The following is a 20,298-nucleotide window of genomic DNA, read 5'->3' on the forward strand; positions in this document are numbered from 1 at the left end:
GTCAGTTGCCGCCTTCCAGCAGGCGGCGGGCGATCACCTGCGCCTGGATCTCCGCCGCGCCCTCGAAGATGTTGAGGATGCGCGCGTCACACAGCAGGCGTGACACCGGATATTCCAGCGCGAAGCCGTTGCCGCCGTGGATCTGCAATGCATTGTCCGCCGCCGCCCAGGCGACGCGGGCGCCGAGCAGCTTGGACATGCCCGCTTCCAGGTCCGTGCGCCGGCCCTCGTCCTTGGCCCGCGCGGCGAAATAGGTGATCTGGCGGGCGATGGCGATCTCCACCGCCATCATCACGATCTTGTCCGCCACGCGCGGGAAGGCGATCAGCGGCTTGCCGAACTGGACGCGCTCCTCCGCATAGCGCAGCCCCACTTCCATGGCCGCCTGCGCCACGCCCACCGCGCGCGCCGCCGTCTGGATGCGCGCCGCCTCGAACGTGTTCATGAGCTGCTTGAAGCCCTGCCCCTCGACCCCGCCGAGCAACTGGCCCGCCGGCACCTCGAAGCCGTCGAAGCCGATCTCGAACTCCTTCATGCCGCGATAGCCGAGCACCTCGATCTCGCCGCCGGTCATGCCCTTGGCCGGGAAAGGATCCGCGTCCGTGCCGCGCGGCTTCTCGGCCAGCAGCATGGAGAGGCCGCGATAGCCGGGCTGGCTGGGATCGGTGCGCACCAGCAGCGTCATCAGGTCGGCGCGCACCGGATGGGTGATCCAGGTCTTGTTGCCATGGACCTTGTAGACCGCCGCATCCCCCTCGCCCTCCTTCACCGCGCGGGTGCGCAGCGAGGCGAGGTCCGAGCCGGTGTTCGGCTCGGTGAAGACGGCGGTGGGCAGGATCTCGCCGGAGGCGAGCTTGGGCAGGTAATGCGCCTTCTGCGCCTCGGTGCCGCCGCCCAGGATCAGTTCGGCGGCGATCTCCGAGCGGGTGCCGAGCGAGCCGACGCCGATGTAGCCGCGCGACAATTCCTCGGTGACCACGCACATGGCCTCCTTCGGCAGGCCAAGGCCGCCGAATTCCTCCGGGATGGTGAGGCCGAACACGCCGAGTTCGGCGAGGCCGGAGACCACCTCCATGGGGATGTAGTCGTTCTTCAGATGCCAGTCGTGGGCAAGGGGGGCCACCTCCGCCTCGACGAACCGGCGGATCTCGGAGCGCATGGCCTCCATCGTCTCGTCGAGCCCGGCATCGCCCACCGTGACGGCGCCGTGGGCGGCGCGAATGATCGCGGCCAGCGCCGCGCGGGCGGCGGCGGAATTGCCATGGCGCGCCAGCGTCGCCACCGCCTCGGTCTCGCGCAGCGCGGCGATGCTCTCGTCGGTGAGGAACAGGTCCTCCAGGCGCACGATCTCGCCCTGGCTCATGGCGATGCCGCCGAGGATCTGGGCGGTGTATTCGCCAGCGCCGATCTGCACGATCAGCCGCTCGGCCTCGCCGAACTTGCCGCTCTCGCCCAGACGGTCGGCATAATGCACCAGTTCGCGCACACCGAAGACATAGGTGGCAAGCCAGGACAGGCCGTGCACCGCGCGCTGCTCCTGCTCCAGCAGGGTCGCGGACAGCTTCTCGCCCTCGCTCACCGCCGCGCGGACGGTGGAGATCGCCTCCGCCAGCACCCGCTCCAGGGCCGGCAATGCGGTGCGGACGAGCTCGACGACATCGGCGCCCGCCTCGGGCGCGGTGCGAAGGGCAAGGCTGCTCGGCATCGGACGGAACTCCCCAAAGTTGTGCATTGCGGTATTTTGCCCATCCTTGCGCCGGGATGGCCCGGACGCAACGGGAGATTGCGGCCCGCGCCGCGCGCGGTACGCCCTGTCAGCCGCTCAGGCCGCCGTCTCGTCCGCCTGATCGGCCCGGTAGGCGGCGAGCTGGGTGCGCAGTTCCACCAGGTTTTCCTGCACGTGGGTGCAACCGGCCACGGCCGTATAGAGGCGGGTGAGGCTCGCCCCGTCCGCCCGCAGCAGCCCCGCCGTGCCGGCCCGGTCCATCTCCGCCGCCAGCGCGGCCACCGCCGCCGCCATCGCCGCGGCGCTGTCGCTGGGTGCACCGAGGCCCACCGGATTGCCGCTGCGCAGGCTCTCCGCCAGATCGCGGCACTCGGTGGCGAGCGCCGCCAGCGCCGCCTGGAGGGCGGGACGGACGGGGGCAGACAGGGTCTCCGGCAGCGGCTGGTCCGCCACCCGCATCAGGATGATGACGGAATGCCAGAGCCGGCGGCACAGCCGCACGATGGGCGCGGCGTCCGGCTGCCCGGCCAGCCATCCGGCGCGCTCCCGCCGCGCCTCGCCCACCCGCAGGTCGGCGGCCCGCAGGGTGACGCGAGCCTCGGCGTTCAGCCGGTCCACCTCCGCCGGATCGAGCGTGCCGTCCAGCAGGCCGGCCCGGCCCTGCTCCAGCAAAGCGGCGCAGGCATCCAGCGCGTCGGCCGCATGTGGAAACAGCAGGAACAGCGCGCGGGTGGGAAAGACGAACAGGGCGCAGGCGACGCCCACCATGCCGCCCAGGCCGATCTCGAACACCCGCTGCAGGCCGGAGATCACCGGCTGGGCATGCGTGGGGTCGGCCAGCATCACCACCACCACGGTGACCGGCGCCAGCTTGAAGCTCGGCCGGTAGGCGGACATCAGCGCGGTGACGAGGGTGCCGACCGTAAGCAGCAGCACGGTGAGGTTCTGCGATGGCCCCGCCAGCATGGCGAGCCCCACGCCGATGATGCCGCCGGCGATGGTGCCGAGGCCACGGTCGGTGGCCACCGCCACGCTGGCGCCGAGCGAGGATTGCACCACCAGGATGGCGGAGAGCACCGCCCAATAGCCCTTCGGCAGGTCCAGCCACCAGGCGATGCCATAGGACAGCAGCGCGGCCACCGTCGCCCGCACCGCAAGGCGCAGGTGGGCGATGTCGAAGGCCGGCCACAGCGCCCTGAGGCGCGGCAGGAGGGAGGACATGAACCACGACGGGAGGGGCATGCGGCACGAACCAGATGGCAGGCGTGAACCGGAACGGGCGAACCCGGATTATTCCCAGGGGCGCGGCTGCACCCGGGCATCCTCGCCGGGTACTCTTGGCTTATGATGCGTCGCGACGGATGTCACGCGGAACGGGAAACCATGCTGCTACGGGCCTATCGAGTGGTGATGGACGCGGTATGGACCTTCCTCGCGGACGACGGCTGGGCGATCGCCAGCCACATCGCCCTCTCCCTGCTCATGTCGCTGTTCCCGTTCCTCATCTTTCTCACCGCGCTCGCCGGCGTGCTCGACCTGCGGCCGCTGGCCAACGAGGCGATCCAGCTGATGCTGGAGACTTGGCCGGAGCAGGTGGCCGAGCCCATCGCCCGCGAGATCCACAACGTGGTCAACCAGGTGCGCGCCGACGTGCTGACCGCCGGCGTGGCGCTCGCCATCTACTTCTCGTCCAACGGCATCGAGAGCCTGCGCATTGGCCTCAACCGCGCCTATGGGGTGAAGGAGCATCGGGCCTGGTATCGCCTGCGCCTCGGCTCGACGCTGTTCGTGATCGTCGGCGCGGCCGCCATGCTGGCTTTGTCCTTCCTGGTGATTCTCGGCCCGCTGATCTGGCAGACGCTGGTGAACAACCTGCCAGCCCTGAAGCCGCTCGGCGGCGTCGTCACCATCGCCCGCTTCGGCACTACGACGGTCATCCTCATCGCCGCGCTGCTGATGGCCCATCTGTGGCTGCCAGCCGGCCACCGCCGGTTCCTCGACGTGCTGCCGGGCGTGGCGGTCACGCTCACGCTCTGGCTCGTCGCCGCCACCGCCTTCGGCTTCTATCTGGGCGAATTCTCCGGCAATTACGTCACCACCTATGCCGGCCTCGCCTCGGTCATGATCGCGCTGGTCTTCCTCTATCTCACCGCCACCGCTTTCATTTTCGGCGGCGAGCTGAACGCCGCGATCCTGCGCGCCCGCGAGGCGCGGCGGCACGCGGCGGGCGGGCGCAAGGCCCGGCACGCCGTGCAGCAGGTCCGGTTTTGAGCATGTCCCAGCCTCCGCCCCGTCCGGACGGACGCCAGTCCCCCACCGCGCAGGCCGTGCAACGGGGCGTGCTGCGCTTCCTCAGCGCGCACGGCCAATTCGGCCTTCCGGAATTCTCGCTGGTGAGCGGCCGGCGGGCCGACATCATCGCGCTCGACGCCAAGGGCATCGTCACCATCATCGAGATCAAGTCCTCGGTGATCGACTTCCGCACCGACGGCAAGTGGCCGGAATACCGGGCCTATTGCGACCACCTGCTGTTCGCGGTGCCGCTGGATTTCCCGGCGGAGATCCTGCCGGACGACGTGGGGCTGCTGGTGGGCGATGCCTTCGGCGCGGAGATGCTGCGCCCCCCGCCGGTCCATCCCTTGGCCGCCGCCACCCGCAAGGCACTGACCCTGCGCTTCGCGCGCGCCGCGGCGGGGCGGCTCGCCGCGCTCTACGACCCTGACCTCCGGCCCGCGCTGGATTGGTAAGGCGCCGGAAAGGCTCCCGCCCACCCGCCGCCGGAAGCCCGCTTGCGTTGCATCAAGGCGCTTTCGCGCGCGATCCGGCATGATATGCCCATGACCGCCGCCCATGCCATCGTCCGCGCTGCCGGCCCTGTCGCCGTCACGTCCGGCCCCCGTCCGTTGCAGGACCTCGTCGCGCGCTACAGCCGCCCGGTCCCGCGCTACACCAGCTATCCGACGGCGCCGCAATTCGGCCCGCAGGTGGATGGCGAGGTCTATGCCGGCTGGCTGGCGGCGCTTCCTGATGGCGCGCGCGCCTCGATCTATCTGCACGTGCCGTTCTGCGCCGAGCTGTGCCTCTATTGCGGCTGCAACACCTCCGTCGCCCGCCGCTATACGCCGGTGGCGGCCTATGCGGAGCGGCTCCGGACCGAGATCGCCCGCGTCGCCGCGCTCATCCCCGGCCGGCTCAAGGTCTCGCATCTGCATTGGGGCGGCGGCACGCCGACCCTGCTCTCCGGCGCCGACATGATCGCCATCATGGCCGACATCCGCACGCATTTCGACGTGGACGCGGACGCCGAGCTCGCCATCGAGGTGGATCCGCGGGTGCTGAGCGACGAGATGGTCGCCGCGCTCGCCGCCTCCGGCCTGACGCGGGCCAGCCTCGGCGTGCAGGATTTCGATCCCGCCGTGCAGGAGGCGATCGGCCGCCACCAGTCATTCGAGGAGACCGAGAAGGCCGCGAAAGCCCTGCGCGCGGCGGGCGTCGGCTCGCTCAATCTCGATCTCATCTACGGCCTGCCACACCAGACCGTCGCCTCGGTGCTGGAGACCGTGCGCACCGCGCTCGCCCTGGCGCCCGACCGGATCGCCGTGTTCGGCTATGCCCACGTGCCCTGGATGAAGAAGCACCAGGCGCTGATTCCCGAGCAGAGCCTGCCCGGTGCCGCCGAGCGCCTCGCCCAGGCGCAGGCGATTACCGCCCTGCTGGAGGCGGAAGGCTACGTGGCCATCGGCCTCGATCATTTCGCCCGGCCGGACGACGCCATGGCCCGGCGCGCCGGCGAAGGCACGCTGCGGCGCAATTTCCAGGGCTATACTACCGACGACGCGCCGATCCTGCTGGGCTTCGGCGCCTCCGCCATCGGCATGCTGCCGCAGGGCTATGTGCAGAACCTGCCGGCGACGCCCGCATGGCACGCGGCGCTGGAGGCCGGCCGGCTGCCGATCGCGCGCGGCCTCGCGCTCACCGCCGAGGACCGGCTGCGGCGCGATGTCATCGAGCGCCTGATGTGCGACGGGGAGGTGGATCTGGCGGCCGTCCTCGACCGCCACGGCTTCCCGGCCGACACCTTCGCCGCCGAGATCACGCGCCTCGCGGCGCTGGAGGCGGACGGCCTCGTGGCGCGGACCGATGCCGTGCTGACCGTTCCCGCCCCGGCGCGCATCTTCACCCGCACCGTGGCCGCCGTGTTCGACGCTTACCTGCCGGCACAAGAAAACGCCGCCGGGCCAAAGCGGCACGCGGCGGCGATCTGAGGTGGGGAGGAACCGAACCGGCCGCGCGTGGCGGCCGGGAAATGGATGCTCAGGAGTCCAGCCGGCGCAGGGCCGAACGGTCGCGCAGGAGAACGCGGCGCGAGGAAGGAAGCGAGATCGTGCCCTGCTCTTCCAGATAGGTGAGCGTGCGCGACACGGTCTCGATGGTGAGGCCGAGGAAGTCGGCCATGTCCTGGCGGGACATGGCGAGCTGCAACTCGGTCACGTGCGAGGCATTGGTGGTGCCGGAGCGGCGGGCGAGGTCGAGAAGGAAGGAGCCGACGCGCTCCTGGGCGGTCTTGCGGCCCAGCAGCAGCAGATGCTCCTGCGCCCGCTGCAATTCGGCGAAGCTCAGCGCCCACAGGGCGCAGGCCAGCTCCGGGTCGGTGCCGGCGCGGGCGAAGAGCACAGAGCGCTTGACCCGGACCAGACGGCATTCGCTCACGGCCTCGGCGGAGAAGCGGTAGCGCTCGCCGGTCTCCCAGCCGAAGGCATCGCCCGGCAGGCAGAAGGCTTCGATCTGGCGGCGACCGTCCCCCATCAGCTTGCAGATGCGCACCACGCCGGAAACCACCACATAGACATTCTCGGCAGCCTGATCGTCGCCGAAAATCTCGCTGTTGCGGGCGAAAGTCACTGGCGCGCCAAGCGCCGCAACCACATGGGCCGGCCGCGCGCTGTCCTCGGTGCAGGCACCCTTCGCCATCTCATTCCACCTTCCGGATGGCATCGGATGCGCATAGGCTTGGGGCGGCACGGGAGCGATATGGGCGATGACGCTGGGGGCGATCGACATCGAACTCATCTCCGAATTTCTGTGAATTCAGGGATAGCTCTTTGACGGGATTACAAAAATTCGGATTCACTCCTTAGGGCGCAGCCCTTAAGTAGTTCTACTTAGGACATTGGTCGTGATCGCCCGGTTCCGGTGGCGACCGCGCCGGCCGCAGATCCTTCCGATTGGTGGACGAGACGAGGACAAATGAGCGAGACGCCGACCCAGGCGCTGCCCCCCAAGGCCAAGCAGATGGCGCAGAGCCTGCCCGCCATGCTGCGCCGCGCACTGCCCGGGGCCGCGGCCGCCGTCATCGTGGTCGCCCTCGCCGCCGCGCTCGGCACCCCCCCGTTCGACAGCCGCGCCCTGCTCGTGCTCCTCGTGCTGGTGGTGCTGGCGAGCTGGCGGGGGCTGATCTCCGGCCTTACCGCCACGCTCGCCGCCAGCGCGGGCATTCTGGTACTCGGCATCGCCGCCGCCGACACCGCGATCGCGGACTGGCAGACCCTGGCCCTGTTCACCCTGGCGGGCGCGGGCGTCGCGATCCTCGGCGAGCGGCTGCGCCGCACCCGCATCGACGCGGTGGCCCGCGACCGCGCCCTGCTGGCGCGCGAGGCGCACCTGTCCTCGATCCTCGACACCGTGCCGGACGCGATGGTGGTGATCGACGAGCAGGGCACCATGCAGTCCTTTTCCATCACCGCCGAGCGCCTGTTCGGCTATGCCGCCTCGGAGGTGATCGGGCACAATGTCGCGATGCTCATGCCGAGCCCGCACCGCGAGCATCACGACGGCTACCTGAGCCGCTACCTCGCCACCGGGGAACGCCGCATCATCGGCATCGGCCGGGTGGTGACGGGCGAGCGCAAGGATGGCGCCACCTTCCCCATGGAGCTGGCGGTGGGCGAGATGCATTCCGTCTCGGGACGCTTCTTCACCGGCTTCATCCGCGACCTGACCGAGCGCCAGGAGACCGAAGCCCGGCTCCAGGAACTCCAGGCGGAGCTGGTGCACATCTCCCGCCTCACCGCCCTCGGCGAGATGGCCTCGACCCTTGCCCATGAGCTGAACCAGCCGTTGTCGGCCATCGCCAACTACATCAAGGGCTCCCGCCGTCTGCTGGAAGAAGGCGACGCCCGCCGCATTCCCATGCTCCAGGGCGCCCTGGACAAGGCCGCCGAACAGGCCCTGCGCGCCGGCCAGATCATCCGCCGCCTGCGGGATTTCGTGTCCCGGGGCGAGAGCGAGCGGCGGCTGGAGAGCATCTCCAAGCTGGTGGAGGAAGCAAGCGCGCTGGCCCTTGTCGGCGCCAAGGAGCACAGCATCCAGGTGCGCTACCAGTTCGACCCTGCCTGCGACCTCGTGCTCGCCGACAAGGTGCAGGTTCAGCAGGTATTGCTCAATCTTATGCGCAACGCCCTTGAAGCCATGATGGAAGCCCCTCGCCGCCAGCTCCTCGTGCAGACCCAGGCAGCCGACGACGACATGGTCACCATTTCCGTCTCCGACACCGGCCACGGCGTCTCCGAGGAGATGCGGTCCCAATTGTTCATGCCGTTCGTCACCACGAAGGCCCACGGCATGGGGGTCGGGCTGTCCATTTCCCGCACCATCATCGACGCGCACGGCGGACGCATCTGGGCCGAGCCGAACCCGGAAGGCGGAACCATCTTCCGCTTCACCCTGCGCACGGTGGACGAGGAGGCCATGCAAAATGTCTGATGCGCTTCCGGTGCATGTGATCGACGATGACGATGCCGTGCGCGAATCCCTCGCCTTCCTGCTGGAGAGCTCCGGCCTCACCGTCCAGCAGCATGTCTCGGCCCTGGCCTTCCTGGAGGCGGGCGTGCCGCTCGACCGGGGCTGCATCGTCACCGACGTGCGCATGCCCGGCATGAGCGGCGTCGAGCTGCTCAAGGAGCTGAAGGAGCGCGGTGCCCGCATCTCGGTGATCGTGATGACCGGCCACGGCGACGTGCCCCTGGCGGTGGAGGCGATGAAGCTCGGCGCGGCGGACTTCCTCGAGAAGCCGTTCGACGACTATGCGATCGTCTCGGCAGTGAAGGCCTGCCTCGGTCGCAATGCGGAGGAAGGCCGGCAGGAGGACCTGCGCAGCGAGGTCGGCCGGCGCATCGCCGCATTGTCCCAGCGCGAACGCCAGGTGCTGGAATGCCTGGTGAGCGGTCTCGCCAACAAGACCATCGCCTACGACCTCGGCATCAGCCCGCGCACGGTGGAGGTCTATCGCGCCAACGTAATGACCAAGATGCAGGCCGCCAGCCTCCCGGAACTCGTGCGCATGGCCTTGCTCGCCGGCGTGGCGCCGACCGATTCCTCGGTCCGTCAGTAGATCGGCCTCCCGCACTTGATCTACCTCAAGGCCGGCATGCCCCGCCGCCATGATGCTTGCTGCCTCCGGGCGTGTCGTGAAGGCACAGCCCGTATGAGGCCCGTATGCTCTTGATTGGCGATGAGAAAGCCACTGAAGGCCCCACCTCTCCGGTGGTGGTCGTGGTGGATGACGACCCCGCAGTTCGCGGGTCGCTGAAGTTCGCCCTGGAGCTGGAAGGGTTCGACGTGCGCATTTTCGCGACGGCGGACGAAATCCTTCATCAGAACATGGCGGACCTGCCGCTCAGCGGCTGCCTGGTGGTGGACTACAATCTGCCGGGCATCAACGGCCTGGACCTGCTGCGCGAACTGAAGCAGCGCCATGTCGCCTGGCCGGCCATCCTCATCACCAGCCACCCCACCGAGCAAGTGCGGCGGCGTGCCACGTCAGCGGGCATCGCCATCGTGGAGAAGCCATTGTTCTCCAATGCCTTGAGCGACGCGGTCCGCGACACCTTCCGGCGCCCCGGCCAATAGGGCCTCACCGCCTCCCCGGGCTTGGCAGCGCACGCTTTTCCGACAATCCGGGCATGGCGCGGGCCAACCGGCCGCCGCCCGGCCGCGAAGTTATCTCCCCTCAAGGACCAGGCATCGGGGCGGGCTTAAGGTCGGCGCGCGGATCCGGCATTCTGTCGGCGGTCCACCGGCCGCCACCGCGCCCAGACCAGAGGTCGCCCATGACGACGCGCAATCTCGACGCCTTGTTCCATCCCGGCGCCATTGCCCTGGTCGGGGCCGGAAACCGGCCCGGCTCCATTGGCGCGGTCGTCGCCAAGAACCTGTTCGAGGGCGGCTTCGACGGACCGATCCTGAGCGTCAATCCCAAGGAGCGCGCGGTGCGCTCCTCGCTCAACTACGCTTCCGTCGCTGACCTGCCGATCCCGGTCGACCTCGCCGTCCTCACCGGCCCCGCCGACGGCATGCCTGCCGCCATCGCCGCGCTCGGCGCCAAGGGCTGCCGGGCCGCCATCGTGCTGAGCGGCGGGTTCGGCCCGAACGATGGCCCCGACGGGCCGGTCCTGCGGCAGAAGATGCTGGACGCCGCACGGCCGCACCTGCTGCGCATCATCGGCCCTGATTGCCTCGGCTTCATCTCCACCGGGCCGCACATCAACGCCAGCTATGCGCACATCATGCCGCGCAAGGGCGATGTGGCCTTCCTCAGCCAGTCCGCGGCACTCGCCACGGCGGTGCTGGACTGGGCCGACGGGCGCGGTGTCGGCTTCTCCCACGTGGCTTCGCTGGGCGACAAGGCGGACGTGGACTTCGGCGACATGCTGGACCACCTCGCCCTCGACGCCGCCACCCGGGCCATCGTACTCTATGTGGAACACATCACCGACGCACGGAAATTCATGTCCGCCGGCCGCATCGCCGCGCGCGCCAAGCCGGTGATCGTCATCAAGGCCGGGCGCAGCGTCGCCGGCGCCCGCGTGGCGCTTTCCCACACCGGGGCGCTCGCCGGTTCCGACGCGGTCTATGACGCCGCCTTCCGGCGCGCCGGCATGCTGCGGGTCTATGAATTGCGGGAACTGTTCGAGGCGGTGACCACGCTGGCGTCCGGCATCCGGCTGGCCGGCGGGCGCCTCGCCATCCTCACCAACAGTGGCGGGGCCGGCGTTCTCGCCACCGACGCGCTGGAGGAGGCCCCCGGCGAACTCGCCGTGCTGGCCCCCGAAACCATGGCCCGCCTCGAACGCCTGCTGCCGCCGCGCTGGTCGCGCAGCAATCCGGTGGGCATCGCCTCCGATGCGCCCGGCAAGCGCTATTCCGACGCCCTTTCAGCGCTGCTGGAGGACCCCGGCTCCGACGCCACGCTCATCCTCAACTGTCCGACCGCCATGGCCGACAGCGCCGAGGCGGCGGACGCGGTCATCGACGTCCTGTCCCACCGTTCGCGCGCCCCCGTGCTGACCTGCTGGCTGGGCGACAAAGCAGCCGCAGAGGCCCGCCGCCGCTTCGCCGCCCGCCGCATCCCGACCTACGACACGCCGGACGAGGCGGTGCGGGCGTTCGGCCACCTCGTTTCCTACCAGCGCAACCAGACCATGCTGATGGAGACCCCGCCCGCGCGCTCCTTCGACGAACCCGACCGGGGCAAGGCACAGCAGGTGGTCGATGCGGTGGTCGCGGCGGGGCGCAGCATCCTCACCGAGGTGGAGGCGAAGGCGGTGCTCGCCGCCTACGACATCCCGGTGGTGGAGACCCAGATCGCCCGGACCCCCGAGGAGGCCGCCGTGCTCGCCGCCAATTTCGGCGGGCCGGTGGCGCTCAAGATCCTGTCGGACGACATCATTCATAAATCGGACGTGGGCGGCGTGCGGCTGGACCTGCGCTCGCCGATCCAGGTGGAGGAAGCCGCCAGCCTGATGCTGGCGGCGGTGAAGGAGCGCCTGCCGCAGGCCCGGATCGAGGGCTTCACGGTGCAGCGGATGGTGCACCGGCAGCGGGCGGTGGAGCTGATCGCCGGCATCGCCAATGACGAGACCTTCGGCCCGGTGGTGCTGTTCGGCGAGGGCGGGACGGCGGTGGAGGTGATCGCCGACCGCGCGGTCGCCCTGCCGCCGCTCAACGGTCGCCTCGCCCGCGAGATGATCGAGCGCACCCGCATCGCCCGGCGCCTTGCCGGTTACCGCGACAGCCCTCCGGCCGACATCGACGCCATCGCCAATACGCTGGTGAAGATCGCCGAACTGCTGGGCGACCTGCCGCAGATCGGCGAATTGGACATCAATCCCCTCCTCGCCGACGAGCACGGCGTGATCGCGCTCGACGCGCGCATCGTCGTGCATCCGGCCCGCAGCGCGGGGACCGGACGCTTCGCCATCAAGCCCTTCCCCACCGCCATGACGCGGCTCATCACCCTCACCGACGGCCAGGATCTGCTGCTGCGGCCGATCCGCCCCGAGGACGAGCCGGCGCTCGGCGAGATGGTGCGCCGCTCCGACCCGCGCGACGTGCGCATGCGCTTCCTCGGCTCGCTGAAGGACTTTCCCCACCTCATGGCCGCCCGCCTGTCGCAGATCGACTACGACCGCGAGATGGCGCTGGTCGCCGTGGCGCCGGATGGCGAGATCCTCGGCGTCGTCCGCATCATCGCCGACCCGGATAACGAGGCGGCGGAATACGCCATCATGGTGCGTTCGGACATGAAAGGGCGCGGGCTGGGCTACCGGCTGATGAACGAGATCCTCGACTATGCCCAGGAGCGCGGGCTCGCCCGGATCTTCGGCGACGTCCTGCGGGAGAATCTGCCCATGCTGCACCTGGCGCAGGACCTCGGCTTCAAGGTGAGCCCGGGCAGCGACGACCCGACGCTGGTCCGGGTGGACCTCGACCTCGCCGCGCGCACGCGGCCCGACCCCGGCGCCACCTCGGCCCATCCCTGATCGCCGGCCTTGCGGCGGGGTTTTGGCCCCGCCGATTGACGGCATTGGCCGGAAATGGGCGCCGAGCGGGATCACCGGCCGCAACCGGGATGATTTTTGTCGTAGAGAACCGCCTGCGGCGCACATCATGGTTAACACGGATGGCACAGCGCCCCGTGGGACGCAGCGTCAAAACCGAATGGAACGACCGCAATGGTTCCCGCCGCGCGATGAGACGGCGGGACTAGGCCCCGGGCGCCGCCACGGCTCCCGGGCGACAGCTTTGTGGGGCATTCTGTCGCAACGCAACCCTGGCGCCACTGGCGGTGGCTTCCATCCGCCACTTAGGATGACCGACCCTCCAAAGGTCGGGATGGCTCATGTTGCGTTCTTGGTTGGGGTCGCGGGACGCTGCGAGCGCGACGATCTTTGCCAGATGGACCCTGCCCGCCATCGCCATCCTGGTGGCGGCGACCTATGTCGTTTCCGCCGCCATCCTGCTGCATTCGGCGCAGCAGGAAGATGCCCGCTCACGCGCACGCACCGAAATGCTGATCCGCGGCGTCCTCGCCGCCGAGGACGTGCGCCTGACGAGGACGCTCAACGCCTATGCCAACAGCGGCGAGAGCTATCGCAACCTGCATGTCGCGTTCGATCTGGAATGGACCTACCTGCGGGACAATCTCGGCCCCAAGATCTACCACCTGATCGGCATCGATCAGGTGTACGTGGTCGGGCCGGACGACAAGGTCGTCTATGACCTGCGCAACGGGCGCCAGCGTGATCCCGATGCCGACCACCTGCCCATCGGCGTGCCCGCCATGTTCGCCGAGGCCCGCTCCGGCTCGGTGCACGGGCTCTTCTGGGTCGAGGGCAAGCCCGCCCTCCTCGGCATCGCCCCGGTCACGCCAGGGGCCGACCCCACGGTGCAGCTCACCGGCGGGCCGCAGACGCTACTGGTCTTCATCCGCTTCCTCGGCAGCGACGTCCTCGCCCGCATCAGCAGGCAGACGGCCCTGTTCGACCTCCGGCTGGTGGATTCCATGGCCTCGGACCCGGCATCGCCGCCGATGACCCTGCCCACCCTGAACGGGCCGTCCGTGGCGCTGAGCTGGACCACGCCCGCGCCAGGCTATTCCGTCACCCTGGCGGTCATGCCCTGGCTGGTGGCCTGCGGTGGGGCCTTCGTTCTACTCACCTGGCTGGCCCTGGCCCATGCCTCGGCCAACGCCCGCAATATCGAGCAAGCCAACCGCCAGATGCGCGTCAACCGCGAGGCGCTGCTCGCCAGCGAAGCCCGCTTCCGCGACGTGGCGGAGGCCGCGTCCGACTGGATCTGGGAGGCCGACCCCCGCCTCGCCCTCACCTATCTGTCCGAGCGCTTCGAAATCCTGACCGGCCGCAAGGCGGCGGAGCTTATGGGCCAGCCGCTCGACCTCGTGCTCAACGCGACGGACGGCCCGCTGACGGCCTGGATCTCCCAGCCGGCCGGCCGGCCGCTGACGCCGCTCATCTGCCGCTATGTGACCGCCGACGGCTCCATGCGGCTGTGCCGGGTGGCGGCCAAGGCAGTGCGCACCGCCGATGGCGCGCTGGCGGGCTTTCGCGGCACCGCCACAGACATCACCGCCGAGATGGAGGCCCACCGGCAGGTGGAGCACCTGGCGCTCTACGATCCCCTCACCAGCCTGCCGAACCGGGCGCTGCTGATGGAATTCCTCGCCGGGGCGCTCAGCGGCGCCTCCGAGGGCAAACGCATGGTCGCCACCCTGCGCATCAGCCTCATGAACTTCAAGCAGGTGACCGACGGCTACGGACTGCCGGCCGGCGACGACCTGCTGGTGGAGACCGCCCAGCGGCTGCGCCAGAACATCCATGACAACGACCTCGTGGCGCGGCTCGGCGCCGAGGAGTTCGCGCTGGTGGCCAGCGCGCCGAGCAGCGTGGCCGCGATCGAGGCCATGTGCGCCCGGCTGCGCGACGCGGTGACCGCGCCGTTCACGCTGGCGGAGGCCGCGCACGTGCATGTGGGCTGCGCCATCGGCGTGGCGCTGGCGCCTGCGGATGCGGCGGAGCCGGAACGGCTGCTGCGCTGCGCCGAGCTGGCCATGCAGCACGCCCAAACCGAGGACCCCAGCGGCATCGCCTTCTTCACCGCCGACATGAACGAGCAGGTCCGCACCAAGCGCACCCTTGAGCACGACCTGCGGCGCACCGTCGGCAGCGAGGATTTCGTGCTGCTGTACCAGCCGCGTTATGACACCGCGACCCTGGAGGTGGTGGCCGTGGAGGCGCTGGTGCGCTGGCTCCATCCCCGCTTCGGGCTGCTGAGCCCCGACCAGTTCATCCCGCTGGCGGAAACCACCGGCCTCATCGTCCCGCTCGGCGAATGGGCGCTGCGCCGTGCCTGCGCGACGATCGCGAAATGGCCCGATCTCAGCGTCTCGGTCAATGTCTCGCCGGTACAGTTCCACCAGGGGGACCAATTGGTGAGCGCCATCGAATCGGCGCTGAAGGACAGCGGCCTGCCGCCATGGCGCCTGGAGCTCGAACTGACCGAGAACGTGCTGATCGCGAACACCGAGAAGGCGCTCGAGGTGCTCCAGAAGATCAAGAAGCTCGGCGTCCAGCTCGCCATGGACGATTTCGGAACCGGCTATTCCTCGCTGAACTACCTGCGGAACTTTCCCTTCGACCGGATCAAAATCGACCGGCGCTTCGTCGGCGATCTCGACCAGAGCCGGGACGCCCAGGGCATCGTCGAGGCCATCCTCGGGCTCGGCCGGGCGCTCGGCCTCGCGGTGACTGCCGAGGGCGTGGAGACCGCCGCCCAATATGCCTGGCTGCGCAATGGCCGCTGCGACGAGGTGCAGGGCTTCCACTTCGCCCGCCCGCAGTCGGAAGCCGACCTCATGCAGCTCAAGCCGCGGGGCTCCACCCGGCCCTGAGGCCGGGCGGATGCCGGCTCGCCCTCAGGCCAGCCAGGACGGTACGCGGTCGAGCGCGATCAGCGCATCGGCATCGATGCGCGGGCGCACCACTGCCGCCTGCGGCCCGTGCACCAGCACTTCCGGCACCAGCGGGCGGGTGTTGTAGGTGGAGGCCTGCACCGCGCCATAGGCCCCGGCGGTCATGATCGCCAGCAGGTCCCCCGGCATCACTTCCGGCAGCTCGCGGTCGAGGGCGAGATAGTCGCCGGTCTCGCAGACCGGCCCCACCACGTCCACCCGCCGCACGGCGGCGCCCGGCCGCTTCTGGACGGGCTGCACGTCATGGTGCGCCTCGTAGAGCGTCGGGCGGATCAGGTCGTTCATGGCCGCGTCCACGATCACGAAGGTCTTGCCCTCGCCGTGCTTCACATAGAGCACGCGGGTCACCAGGATGCCGGCGTTGGCGACGATCATGCGGCCCATCTCGAACACCAGAGGCAGGTCGAGCCCGCCCAGGGCGCGGGTGATCACCTCCGCATAGGCCTCCGGCGCCGGGGGCACCGGGTCCGAGGCGGCATAGGGGACGCCGAGCCCGCCGCCGAGGTCGAGATGGTGCAGCCGGTGGCCGGCGGCCAGCAGGTCGCGGGCCAACTCAGCCAGCAGCACGGTGGCATTCTCGAACGGCGCCATGTCGGTGATCTGGCTGCCGATGTGCATGTCGACGCCGGAAATGGCGAGGTTCGGCAGCTTGGCCGCCTCGGCATAGACCTCGCGGGCGCGGGAGATCGGAATGCCGAACTTGTTCTCGGACTTGCCGGTGGAGATCTTAGCGTGGGTCCTGGCATCCACGTCCGGATTGATGCGGATGGATACCGGGGCGGTGCGGCCCATGGCCCCGGCCACCTGCGACAGCGCCACCAGCTCCGGCTCGCTCTCCACGTTGAAGCACAGGATGCCCGCCTCCAGCGCCGCGGCCATCTCGTCGCGGGTCTTGCCCACGCCGGAGAAGACGATGCGCTCGGCGGGGATGCCGGCGGCCAGGGCCCGCTTCATCTCGCCGCCCGACACGATGTCCGCGCCGGCGCCCAGGCGCGCCAGGGTGGAGATCACCGCCTGGTTCGAATTGGCCTTCAGCGCGTAGCACAGCAGCATCTCGCGCGTGGCGAAGGCGGAGCGGAACACGCGGTAATGCCGTTCCAGGGTGGCCGTGGAATAGCAATAGAACGGCGTGCCCACCTCCTCGGCGAGGGTGGTCAGGTCGACGTCCTCGGCCCGGAGACGGCCGTCGTGATAAACGAAATGGTGCATGGCAAGCCTGCGCGAATTCCACCAGCGGCCTTGGAACGGCGCTCTGAGCCTCGCGGGGGCCGGAGCGCGGCCCGCCCAGCCGGCGCTGCGAGCTGAACGGTGCCGCGTTCCCTAGCACAGAGTGTGGGATGACTTCACGGCGCGATCATCTGCACCACCCATGTCGGCGCAGGCGCGATCAGAGCAGGCCGTCGAGGATGAAGGGGGTGTTCGGCTTCTTGACCTGGTCGAGATTGACCGGCGCCGAACTGGTCGTGCCGCTGGTCGATTTCGTCCGGCCGCTGGCCGAGCCCACCGTCGAGGCATTGCTCGTGGCGCTGGTGGAGCGGCCGGTGGCGAGCGACGTGCCGGTGGAGGACGTGGCGCTGTTCACCCCCGTGTCCGGCTGGAAGCCCCAGGTGGAGCTCGATGTGTCGGCGGTCGGGGTGCTCTGGTCCGTCGAGGTGGTGGCCTGCTGCACCGGCGCGGCGGGCGCGGCGCTGCCCTGGGACGTCTTGGCGCCGGGCGTCGTCGCGCTCGACGGCGGCGGCTCCAGCGGGCCTTTCACGCCGCAACCGGCCAGAGCCCCGGCGCAGGTCAGGACCATGACAAGGGCAGGGATGCGAAAGCGTCGGGACACGGAACACCTCGGGCAAGATCGCCGCCACTATAGCGACCGGCACTGCAAAGGCGAGCCCCCGGCCGCGCCGGGCCGCTCACCGCCGCAGCAGAAAGCTCCCGGCGGGGCGGCGATGCTCCCATCCCGCGGTCTCCAGCGTCGGCGTCTCCTGCTCGGCCTGCGGATAGCCGATGCACAGATAGCCCACGAAATGCCAGCTCTCCGGCACGTCGAGCGCCGCCGCCACGCCGGCGGGATCCAGAATGGAGACCCAGCCGACCCCCACGTCCGCCGCGCGGGCGGCGAGCCAGAGCGTATGGATGGCGAGCACGGCGGAATAATCCACCGCCTCCGGCATGGTGCGCCGCCCGAGGCCGTGGCCCTGGGTCGTCCCGGCATCGGCGAACACCGCCAGATGGCAGGGCGCCTCGTCGAGCCCGGCCAGCTTCAGCCGGGCATAGGCCGCCTGCCGGTGGTGCGCCTGCGCGGCGAGGGCAGCGGCGTTGGCGGCCTCGAAATTGGCCCGGATCGCCGCCCGGCGGCCCGGCTCCGTCACCTCGACGAAACGCCAGGGCTGGCTGAGACCCACCGACGGCGCGAGGCAGGCGGTGGCGACCAGTTCATCCAGCAGGCCCGCGGGCAAGGGGTCGGTGCGGAAGGCGCGCACATCCCGCCGCCAGGCGAACAGCGCTTGGAGCTGCTCGCGGAAGGCGGGGGAGAAGCGCGGCGCGCTCACGCGGCGCCGAGCTTCTTCAGCCAGCGGCGCGCCTGGGCCCGCACCCGGCTCGGCGCGGTGCCGCCATAGCTGGTGCGGCTGCGCACCGAGCTGGTGACGGTCAGCACCGAGAACACATCCTGGGTGATGCGCTTCTCGACGGCCTGCATGTCCTCCAAGGGGACACGGTGCAGCGGCAGGTTCCGCTCGGACGCGAAGCCGACGATGCGGCCGGTGACGTGATGCGCCTCGCGGAACGGGATGCCCAGCGTGCGCACCAGCCAGTCGGCGAGGTCGGTGGCGGTGGCATAGCCCTGGCCGGCGGCGGTCTTCATGCGCGCGGTGTCGGGCTCGATGTCGCGCACCATGCCGGCGGTGGCTGCGATAACCAGGGAGAGGGCGGAAAAGGCATCGAACGCGCCTTCCTTGTCTTCCTGCATGTCCTTGGCATAGGCGAGAGGCAGGCCCTTCATCACCACCAGGATGCCGGTCAACGCGCCGATGATGCGCCCGGCCTTGGCCCGCACCAACTCGGCGGCGTCCGGATTGCGCTTCTGCGGCATGATGGACGAGCCGGTGGTGAAGGCGTCCGACAGCTTCACCAGGCTGAAGGACGGCGAGGTCCAGATCACCACTTCCTCGGCGAAGCGCGACAGATGGATGGCGCAGATCGACGCGGCGGACAGCGTCTCCATCACGAAGTCGCGGTCGGACACGGCGTCCAGCGAATTGGCGGTCGGCCGGTCGAAGCCGAGCGCGGCGGCGGTGGCGTCCCGGTCGATGGGGAAGGAGGTGCCGGCGAGCGCGGCCGAGCCGAGCGGGGATTCGTTCAGCCGCTTGCGGGCGTCGGCGAAGCGGCTGCGGTCGCGGCCGAGCATCTCCACATAGGCCATCAGATGGTGGCCGTAGGTGACCGGCTGGGCGGTCTGCAGATGGGTGAAGCCGGGCATCACCGTCGCCGCATGGGCGAGCGCCTTCTCCGCCAGCGCCGTCTGGAGATCGGCCAGCTGGGCGTCGAGGGCGTCCACCGTGTCGCGGACGTAGAGGCGGAAGTCGGTCGCCACCTGGTCGTTACGCGAGCGGGCGGTGTGCAGGCGGCCGGCGGAGGCGCCGATCAGCTCGGCGAGGCGGGACTCCACGTTCATATGGATGTCCTCCAGCTCGCGCCGGAAGGAGAGCTTGCCGCTCTCGATCTCTGACAGGATCGTGTCTAGACCCTTCTGGATCTTCTGGGCATCTTTCGCCGCGATGATCTTCTGGGCCGACAGCATGGCGGCATGGGCCTTGGAGCCGGCGATGTCCTGGGCGTAAAGACGCTGATCGAAGCCGATGGAGGCGTTGATCTCCTCCATGATGGCGTCCGGCCCGGTGGAAAACCGCCCGCCCCACATCTTGTTGCTCATGACGGACCTCCGATGACCGATCTCAACCCACGCCCGGACAGCGACCCCGCAGCGGCCCCGGCCCCGGCCGAGGCACGCCCGGCCCGCCGTGGGCCCTGGCGCATGATCGGTCTGGTGGCGGGAGCGACGGTGGCGGGGGCCATGGTCGGCGCGCTCGCCCTATACGGGATGAAGGGCCTTCCGGGCAATGCGTCCGCAACGAAACCTCAGGCCGACGGCACGATTCCGGCCGCCACCGCCGCCCTCGCCGACCCGGACTGCCAGGGCGCGGTAGACGCGGCAAAGCGTCTCGCCCCGCTGGCCAAGGGCGAACTGGCCGCGCTCAGCCTCGCCACCACGCCCCGCCGCCTGCCGCCGCTGGCCTTCGCGGATGCCGCCGGCAAGCCGGTGACGCTGGCCGACTTCAAGGGCAAGACGTTGCTGGTCAATCTCTGGGCCACCTGGTGCGTGCCGTGCCGCAAGGAGATGCCGGCCCTCGACGCGCTGGAGAAGGCGCAGGGCGGCAAGGATTTCCAGGTGGTGGCGATCAATCTCGACACGCGCGACCCGAAGAAGCCGCACGCCTTCCTCTCGGAGATCGGCGTCGCCTCGCTCGGCTTCTATGCCGATCCCGACACCAAGACCTTCCAGGCCCTGCGCAGCGTCGGGCGCGGCTTCGGCCTGCCCACCACACTGCTGGTGGACGCCAAGGGCTGCGAGATCGGCTATCTGGCGGGACCTGCGGAATGGGCCTCGCCGGACGCGCAGGCGCTGATCAGGCAGGCGACGGGCAAGGGCATCTGAGCCCCAACAAAAAGCCCGCCGGTGCGGCGGGCTTGC

16 protein-coding genes are annotated in these 20,298 nt (G+C 69.9%); 9 read left to right on the plus strand and 7 right to left on the minus strand.

From position 1 onward, the window contains the following. Nucleotide 1 precedes the first annotated feature (1 nt). Nucleotides 2–1,705 (minus strand): acyl-CoA dehydrogenase family protein, encoded by a 1,704-nt coding sequence (locus YU1_RS0126840; protein WP_029006647.1) that lies wholly within the window; start codon nt 1,703–1,705, stop codon nt 2–4. Nucleotides 1,706–1,822: 117 nt separating this feature from the next. Next, a complete protein-coding gene (locus YU1_RS0126845) occupies nt 1,823–2,968 on the minus strand; it encodes an FUSC family protein (RefSeq protein WP_084540171.1) in 1,146 nt (381 codons plus the stop codon). Nucleotides 2,969–3,109: 141 nt separating this feature from the next. Between YU1_RS0126845 and YU1_RS31615 the strand changes: the two genes are divergently transcribed. The 3 genes from YU1_RS31615 to hemN all read left to right on the plus strand — a co-directional run bounded on the left by YU1_RS31615 (nt 3,110) and on the right by hemN (nt 5,991). Continuing rightward, nucleotides 3,110–3,997, plus strand: coding sequence for a YihY/virulence factor BrkB family protein (locus YU1_RS31615; protein WP_198019093.1), 888 nt, complete (start codon nt 3,110–3,112; stop codon nt 3,995–3,997). Nucleotides 3,998–3,999: 2 nt separating this feature from the next. Continuing rightward, nucleotides 4,000–4,473, plus strand: a complete 474-nt coding sequence (locus YU1_RS0126855; RefSeq protein ID WP_035716831.1) for an MmcB family DNA repair protein — start codon at nt 4,000–4,002, stop codon at nt 4,471–4,473. A 90-nt stretch (nt 4,474–4,563) separates the two neighbouring features. Beyond that, nucleotides 4,564–5,991, plus strand: a complete 1,428-nt coding sequence (gene hemN, locus YU1_RS0126860; protein ID WP_156922528.1) for an oxygen-independent coproporphyrinogen III oxidase — start codon at nt 4,564–4,566, stop codon at nt 5,989–5,991. A gap of 49 nt (nt 5,992–6,040) precedes the next feature. Here the strand turns inward: hemN and YU1_RS0126865 are convergent, their stop codons facing one another. After that, nucleotides 6,041–6,697 (minus strand): helix-turn-helix domain-containing protein, encoded by a 657-nt coding sequence (locus YU1_RS0126865; RefSeq protein ID WP_198019095.1) that lies wholly within the window; start codon nt 6,695–6,697, stop codon nt 6,041–6,043. 276 nt (nt 6,698–6,973) lie between these two features. Between YU1_RS0126865 and fixL the strand changes: the two genes are divergently transcribed. The 5 genes from fixL to YU1_RS31620 all read left to right on the plus strand — a co-directional run bounded on the left by fixL (nt 6,974) and on the right by YU1_RS31620 (nt 15,473). After that, nucleotides 6,974–8,488: a two-component system sensor histidine kinase FixL gene (gene fixL, locus YU1_RS0126870; RefSeq protein ID WP_029006652.1), complete on the plus strand. Its 1,515-nt coding sequence runs from the start codon at nt 6,974–6,976 to the stop codon at nt 8,486–8,488. Beyond that, nucleotides 8,481–9,116, plus strand: coding sequence for a response regulator FixJ (fixJ, locus tag YU1_RS0126875; protein ID WP_029006653.1), 636 nt, complete (start codon nt 8,481–8,483; stop codon nt 9,114–9,116). The genes fixL and fixJ overlap by 8 nt, the downstream gene beginning before the upstream one ends. 104 nt (nt 9,117–9,220) lie before the next feature. Continuing rightward, the gene (locus YU1_RS0126880) at nt 9,221–9,634 is read left to right on the plus strand and encodes a response regulator transcription factor (RefSeq protein WP_051357454.1); all 414 of its coding nucleotides are present in this window, start codon (nt 9,221–9,223) and stop codon (nt 9,632–9,634) included. 200 nt (nt 9,635–9,834) lie between these two features. Continuing rightward, nucleotides 9,835–12,546 carry a bifunctional acetate--CoA ligase family protein/GNAT family N-acetyltransferase gene (locus YU1_RS0126885; RefSeq protein ID WP_029006655.1) on the plus strand — a complete coding sequence of 904 codons (2,712 nt, stop codon included), beginning with the start codon at nt 9,835–9,837 and terminating at the stop codon, nt 12,544–12,546. A 359-nt stretch (nt 12,547–12,905) separates the two neighbouring features. Beyond that, the gene (locus YU1_RS31620; RefSeq protein ID WP_084540172.1) at nt 12,906–15,473 is read left to right on the plus strand and encodes a bifunctional diguanylate cyclase/phosphodiesterase; all 2,568 of its coding nucleotides are present in this window, start codon (nt 12,906–12,908) and stop codon (nt 15,471–15,473) included. Between the two features lie 24 nt (nt 15,474–15,497). Here the strand turns inward: YU1_RS31620 and lysA are convergent, their stop codons facing one another. The 4 genes from lysA to argH form a co-directional block, all read right to left on the minus strand. Then, a complete protein-coding gene (lysA, locus tag YU1_RS0126895) occupies nt 15,498–16,763 on the minus strand; it encodes a diaminopimelate decarboxylase (protein WP_029006656.1) in 1,266 nt (421 codons plus the stop codon). 178 nt (nt 16,764–16,941) lie between these two features. Then, the gene (gene lptM / locus YU1_RS34200; RefSeq protein ID WP_198019096.1) at nt 16,942–17,382 is read right to left on the minus strand and encodes an LPS translocon maturation chaperone LptM; all 441 of its coding nucleotides are present in this window, start codon (nt 17,380–17,382) and stop codon (nt 16,942–16,944) included. Between the two features lie 76 nt (nt 17,383–17,458). Next, the gene (gene bluB / locus YU1_RS0126905; protein ID WP_029006658.1) at nt 17,459–18,097 is read right to left on the minus strand and encodes a 5,6-dimethylbenzimidazole synthase; all 639 of its coding nucleotides are present in this window, start codon (nt 18,095–18,097) and stop codon (nt 17,459–17,461) included. Beyond that, on the minus strand, nt 18,094–19,479 hold the full coding sequence (argH, locus tag YU1_RS0126910) for an argininosuccinate lyase (RefSeq protein ID WP_029006659.1): 1,386 nt from the start codon (nt 19,477–19,479) through the stop codon (nt 18,094–18,096). The genes bluB and argH overlap by 4 nt, the downstream gene beginning before the upstream one ends. Nucleotides 19,480–19,491: 12 nt before the next feature. Here argH and tlpA point away from each other — a divergent pair, with 12 nt between their 5' ends. Next, the gene (tlpA, locus tag YU1_RS0126915) at nt 19,492–20,262 is read left to right on the plus strand and encodes a thiol:disulfide interchange protein TlpA (protein ID WP_029006660.1); all 771 of its coding nucleotides are present in this window, start codon (nt 19,492–19,494) and stop codon (nt 20,260–20,262) included. Nucleotides 20,263–20,298: the final 36 nt, after the last annotated feature.

The organism is Azorhizobium doebereinerae UFLA1-100, assembly GCF_000473085.1.
Classification (GTDB): Bacteria; Pseudomonadota; Alphaproteobacteria; order Rhizobiales; family Xanthobacteraceae; genus Azorhizobium; species Azorhizobium doebereinerae.

Excerpts from the sequence above, each read along its gene's own strand:
- YU1_RS0126840 (WP_029006647.1), bottom strand. The coding sequence starts at position 1,705 with ATGCCGAGCAGCCTTGCCCTTCGCACCGCGCCCGAGGCGGGCGCCGAT.
- lysA (WP_029006656.1), bottom strand. The coding sequence starts at position 16,763 with ATGCACCATTTCGTTTATCACGACGGCCGTCTCCGGGCCGAGGACGTC.
- YU1_RS0126845 (WP_084540171.1), bottom strand. The coding sequence starts at position 2,968 with ATGCCCCTCCCGTCGTGGTTCATGTCCTCCCTCCTGCCGCGCCTCAGG.
- fixJ (WP_029006653.1), top strand. The coding sequence starts at position 8,481 with ATGTCTGATGCGCTTCCGGTGCATGTGATCGACGATGACGATGCCGTG.
- tlpA (WP_029006660.1), top strand. The coding sequence starts at position 19,492 with ATGACCGATCTCAACCCACGCCCGGACAGCGACCCCGCAGCGGCCCCG.
- YU1_RS31620 (WP_084540172.1), top strand. The coding sequence starts at position 12,906 with ATGTTGCGTTCTTGGTTGGGGTCGCGGGACGCTGCGAGCGCGACGATC.
- YU1_RS0126880 (WP_051357454.1), top strand. The coding sequence starts at position 9,221 with ATGCTCTTGATTGGCGATGAGAAAGCCACTGAAGGCCCCACCTCTCCG.
- hemN (WP_156922528.1), top strand. The coding sequence starts at position 4,564 with ATGACCGCCGCCCATGCCATCGTCCGCGCTGCCGGCCCTGTCGCCGTC.
- fixL (WP_029006652.1), top strand. The coding sequence starts at position 6,974 with ATGAGCGAGACGCCGACCCAGGCGCTGCCCCCCAAGGCCAAGCAGATG.
- YU1_RS0126885 (WP_029006655.1), top strand. The coding sequence starts at position 9,835 with ATGACGACGCGCAATCTCGACGCCTTGTTCCATCCCGGCGCCATTGCC.
- YU1_RS31615 (WP_198019093.1), top strand. The coding sequence starts at position 3,110 with ATGCTGCTACGGGCCTATCGAGTGGTGATGGACGCGGTATGGACCTTC.
- argH (WP_029006659.1), bottom strand. The coding sequence starts at position 19,479 with ATGAGCAACAAGATGTGGGGCGGGCGGTTTTCCACCGGGCCGGACGCC.
- YU1_RS0126865 (WP_198019095.1), bottom strand. The coding sequence starts at position 6,697 with ATGGCGAAGGGTGCCTGCACCGAGGACAGCGCGCGGCCGGCCCATGTG.
- YU1_RS0126855 (WP_035716831.1), top strand. The coding sequence starts at position 4,000 with ATGTCCCAGCCTCCGCCCCGTCCGGACGGACGCCAGTCCCCCACCGCG.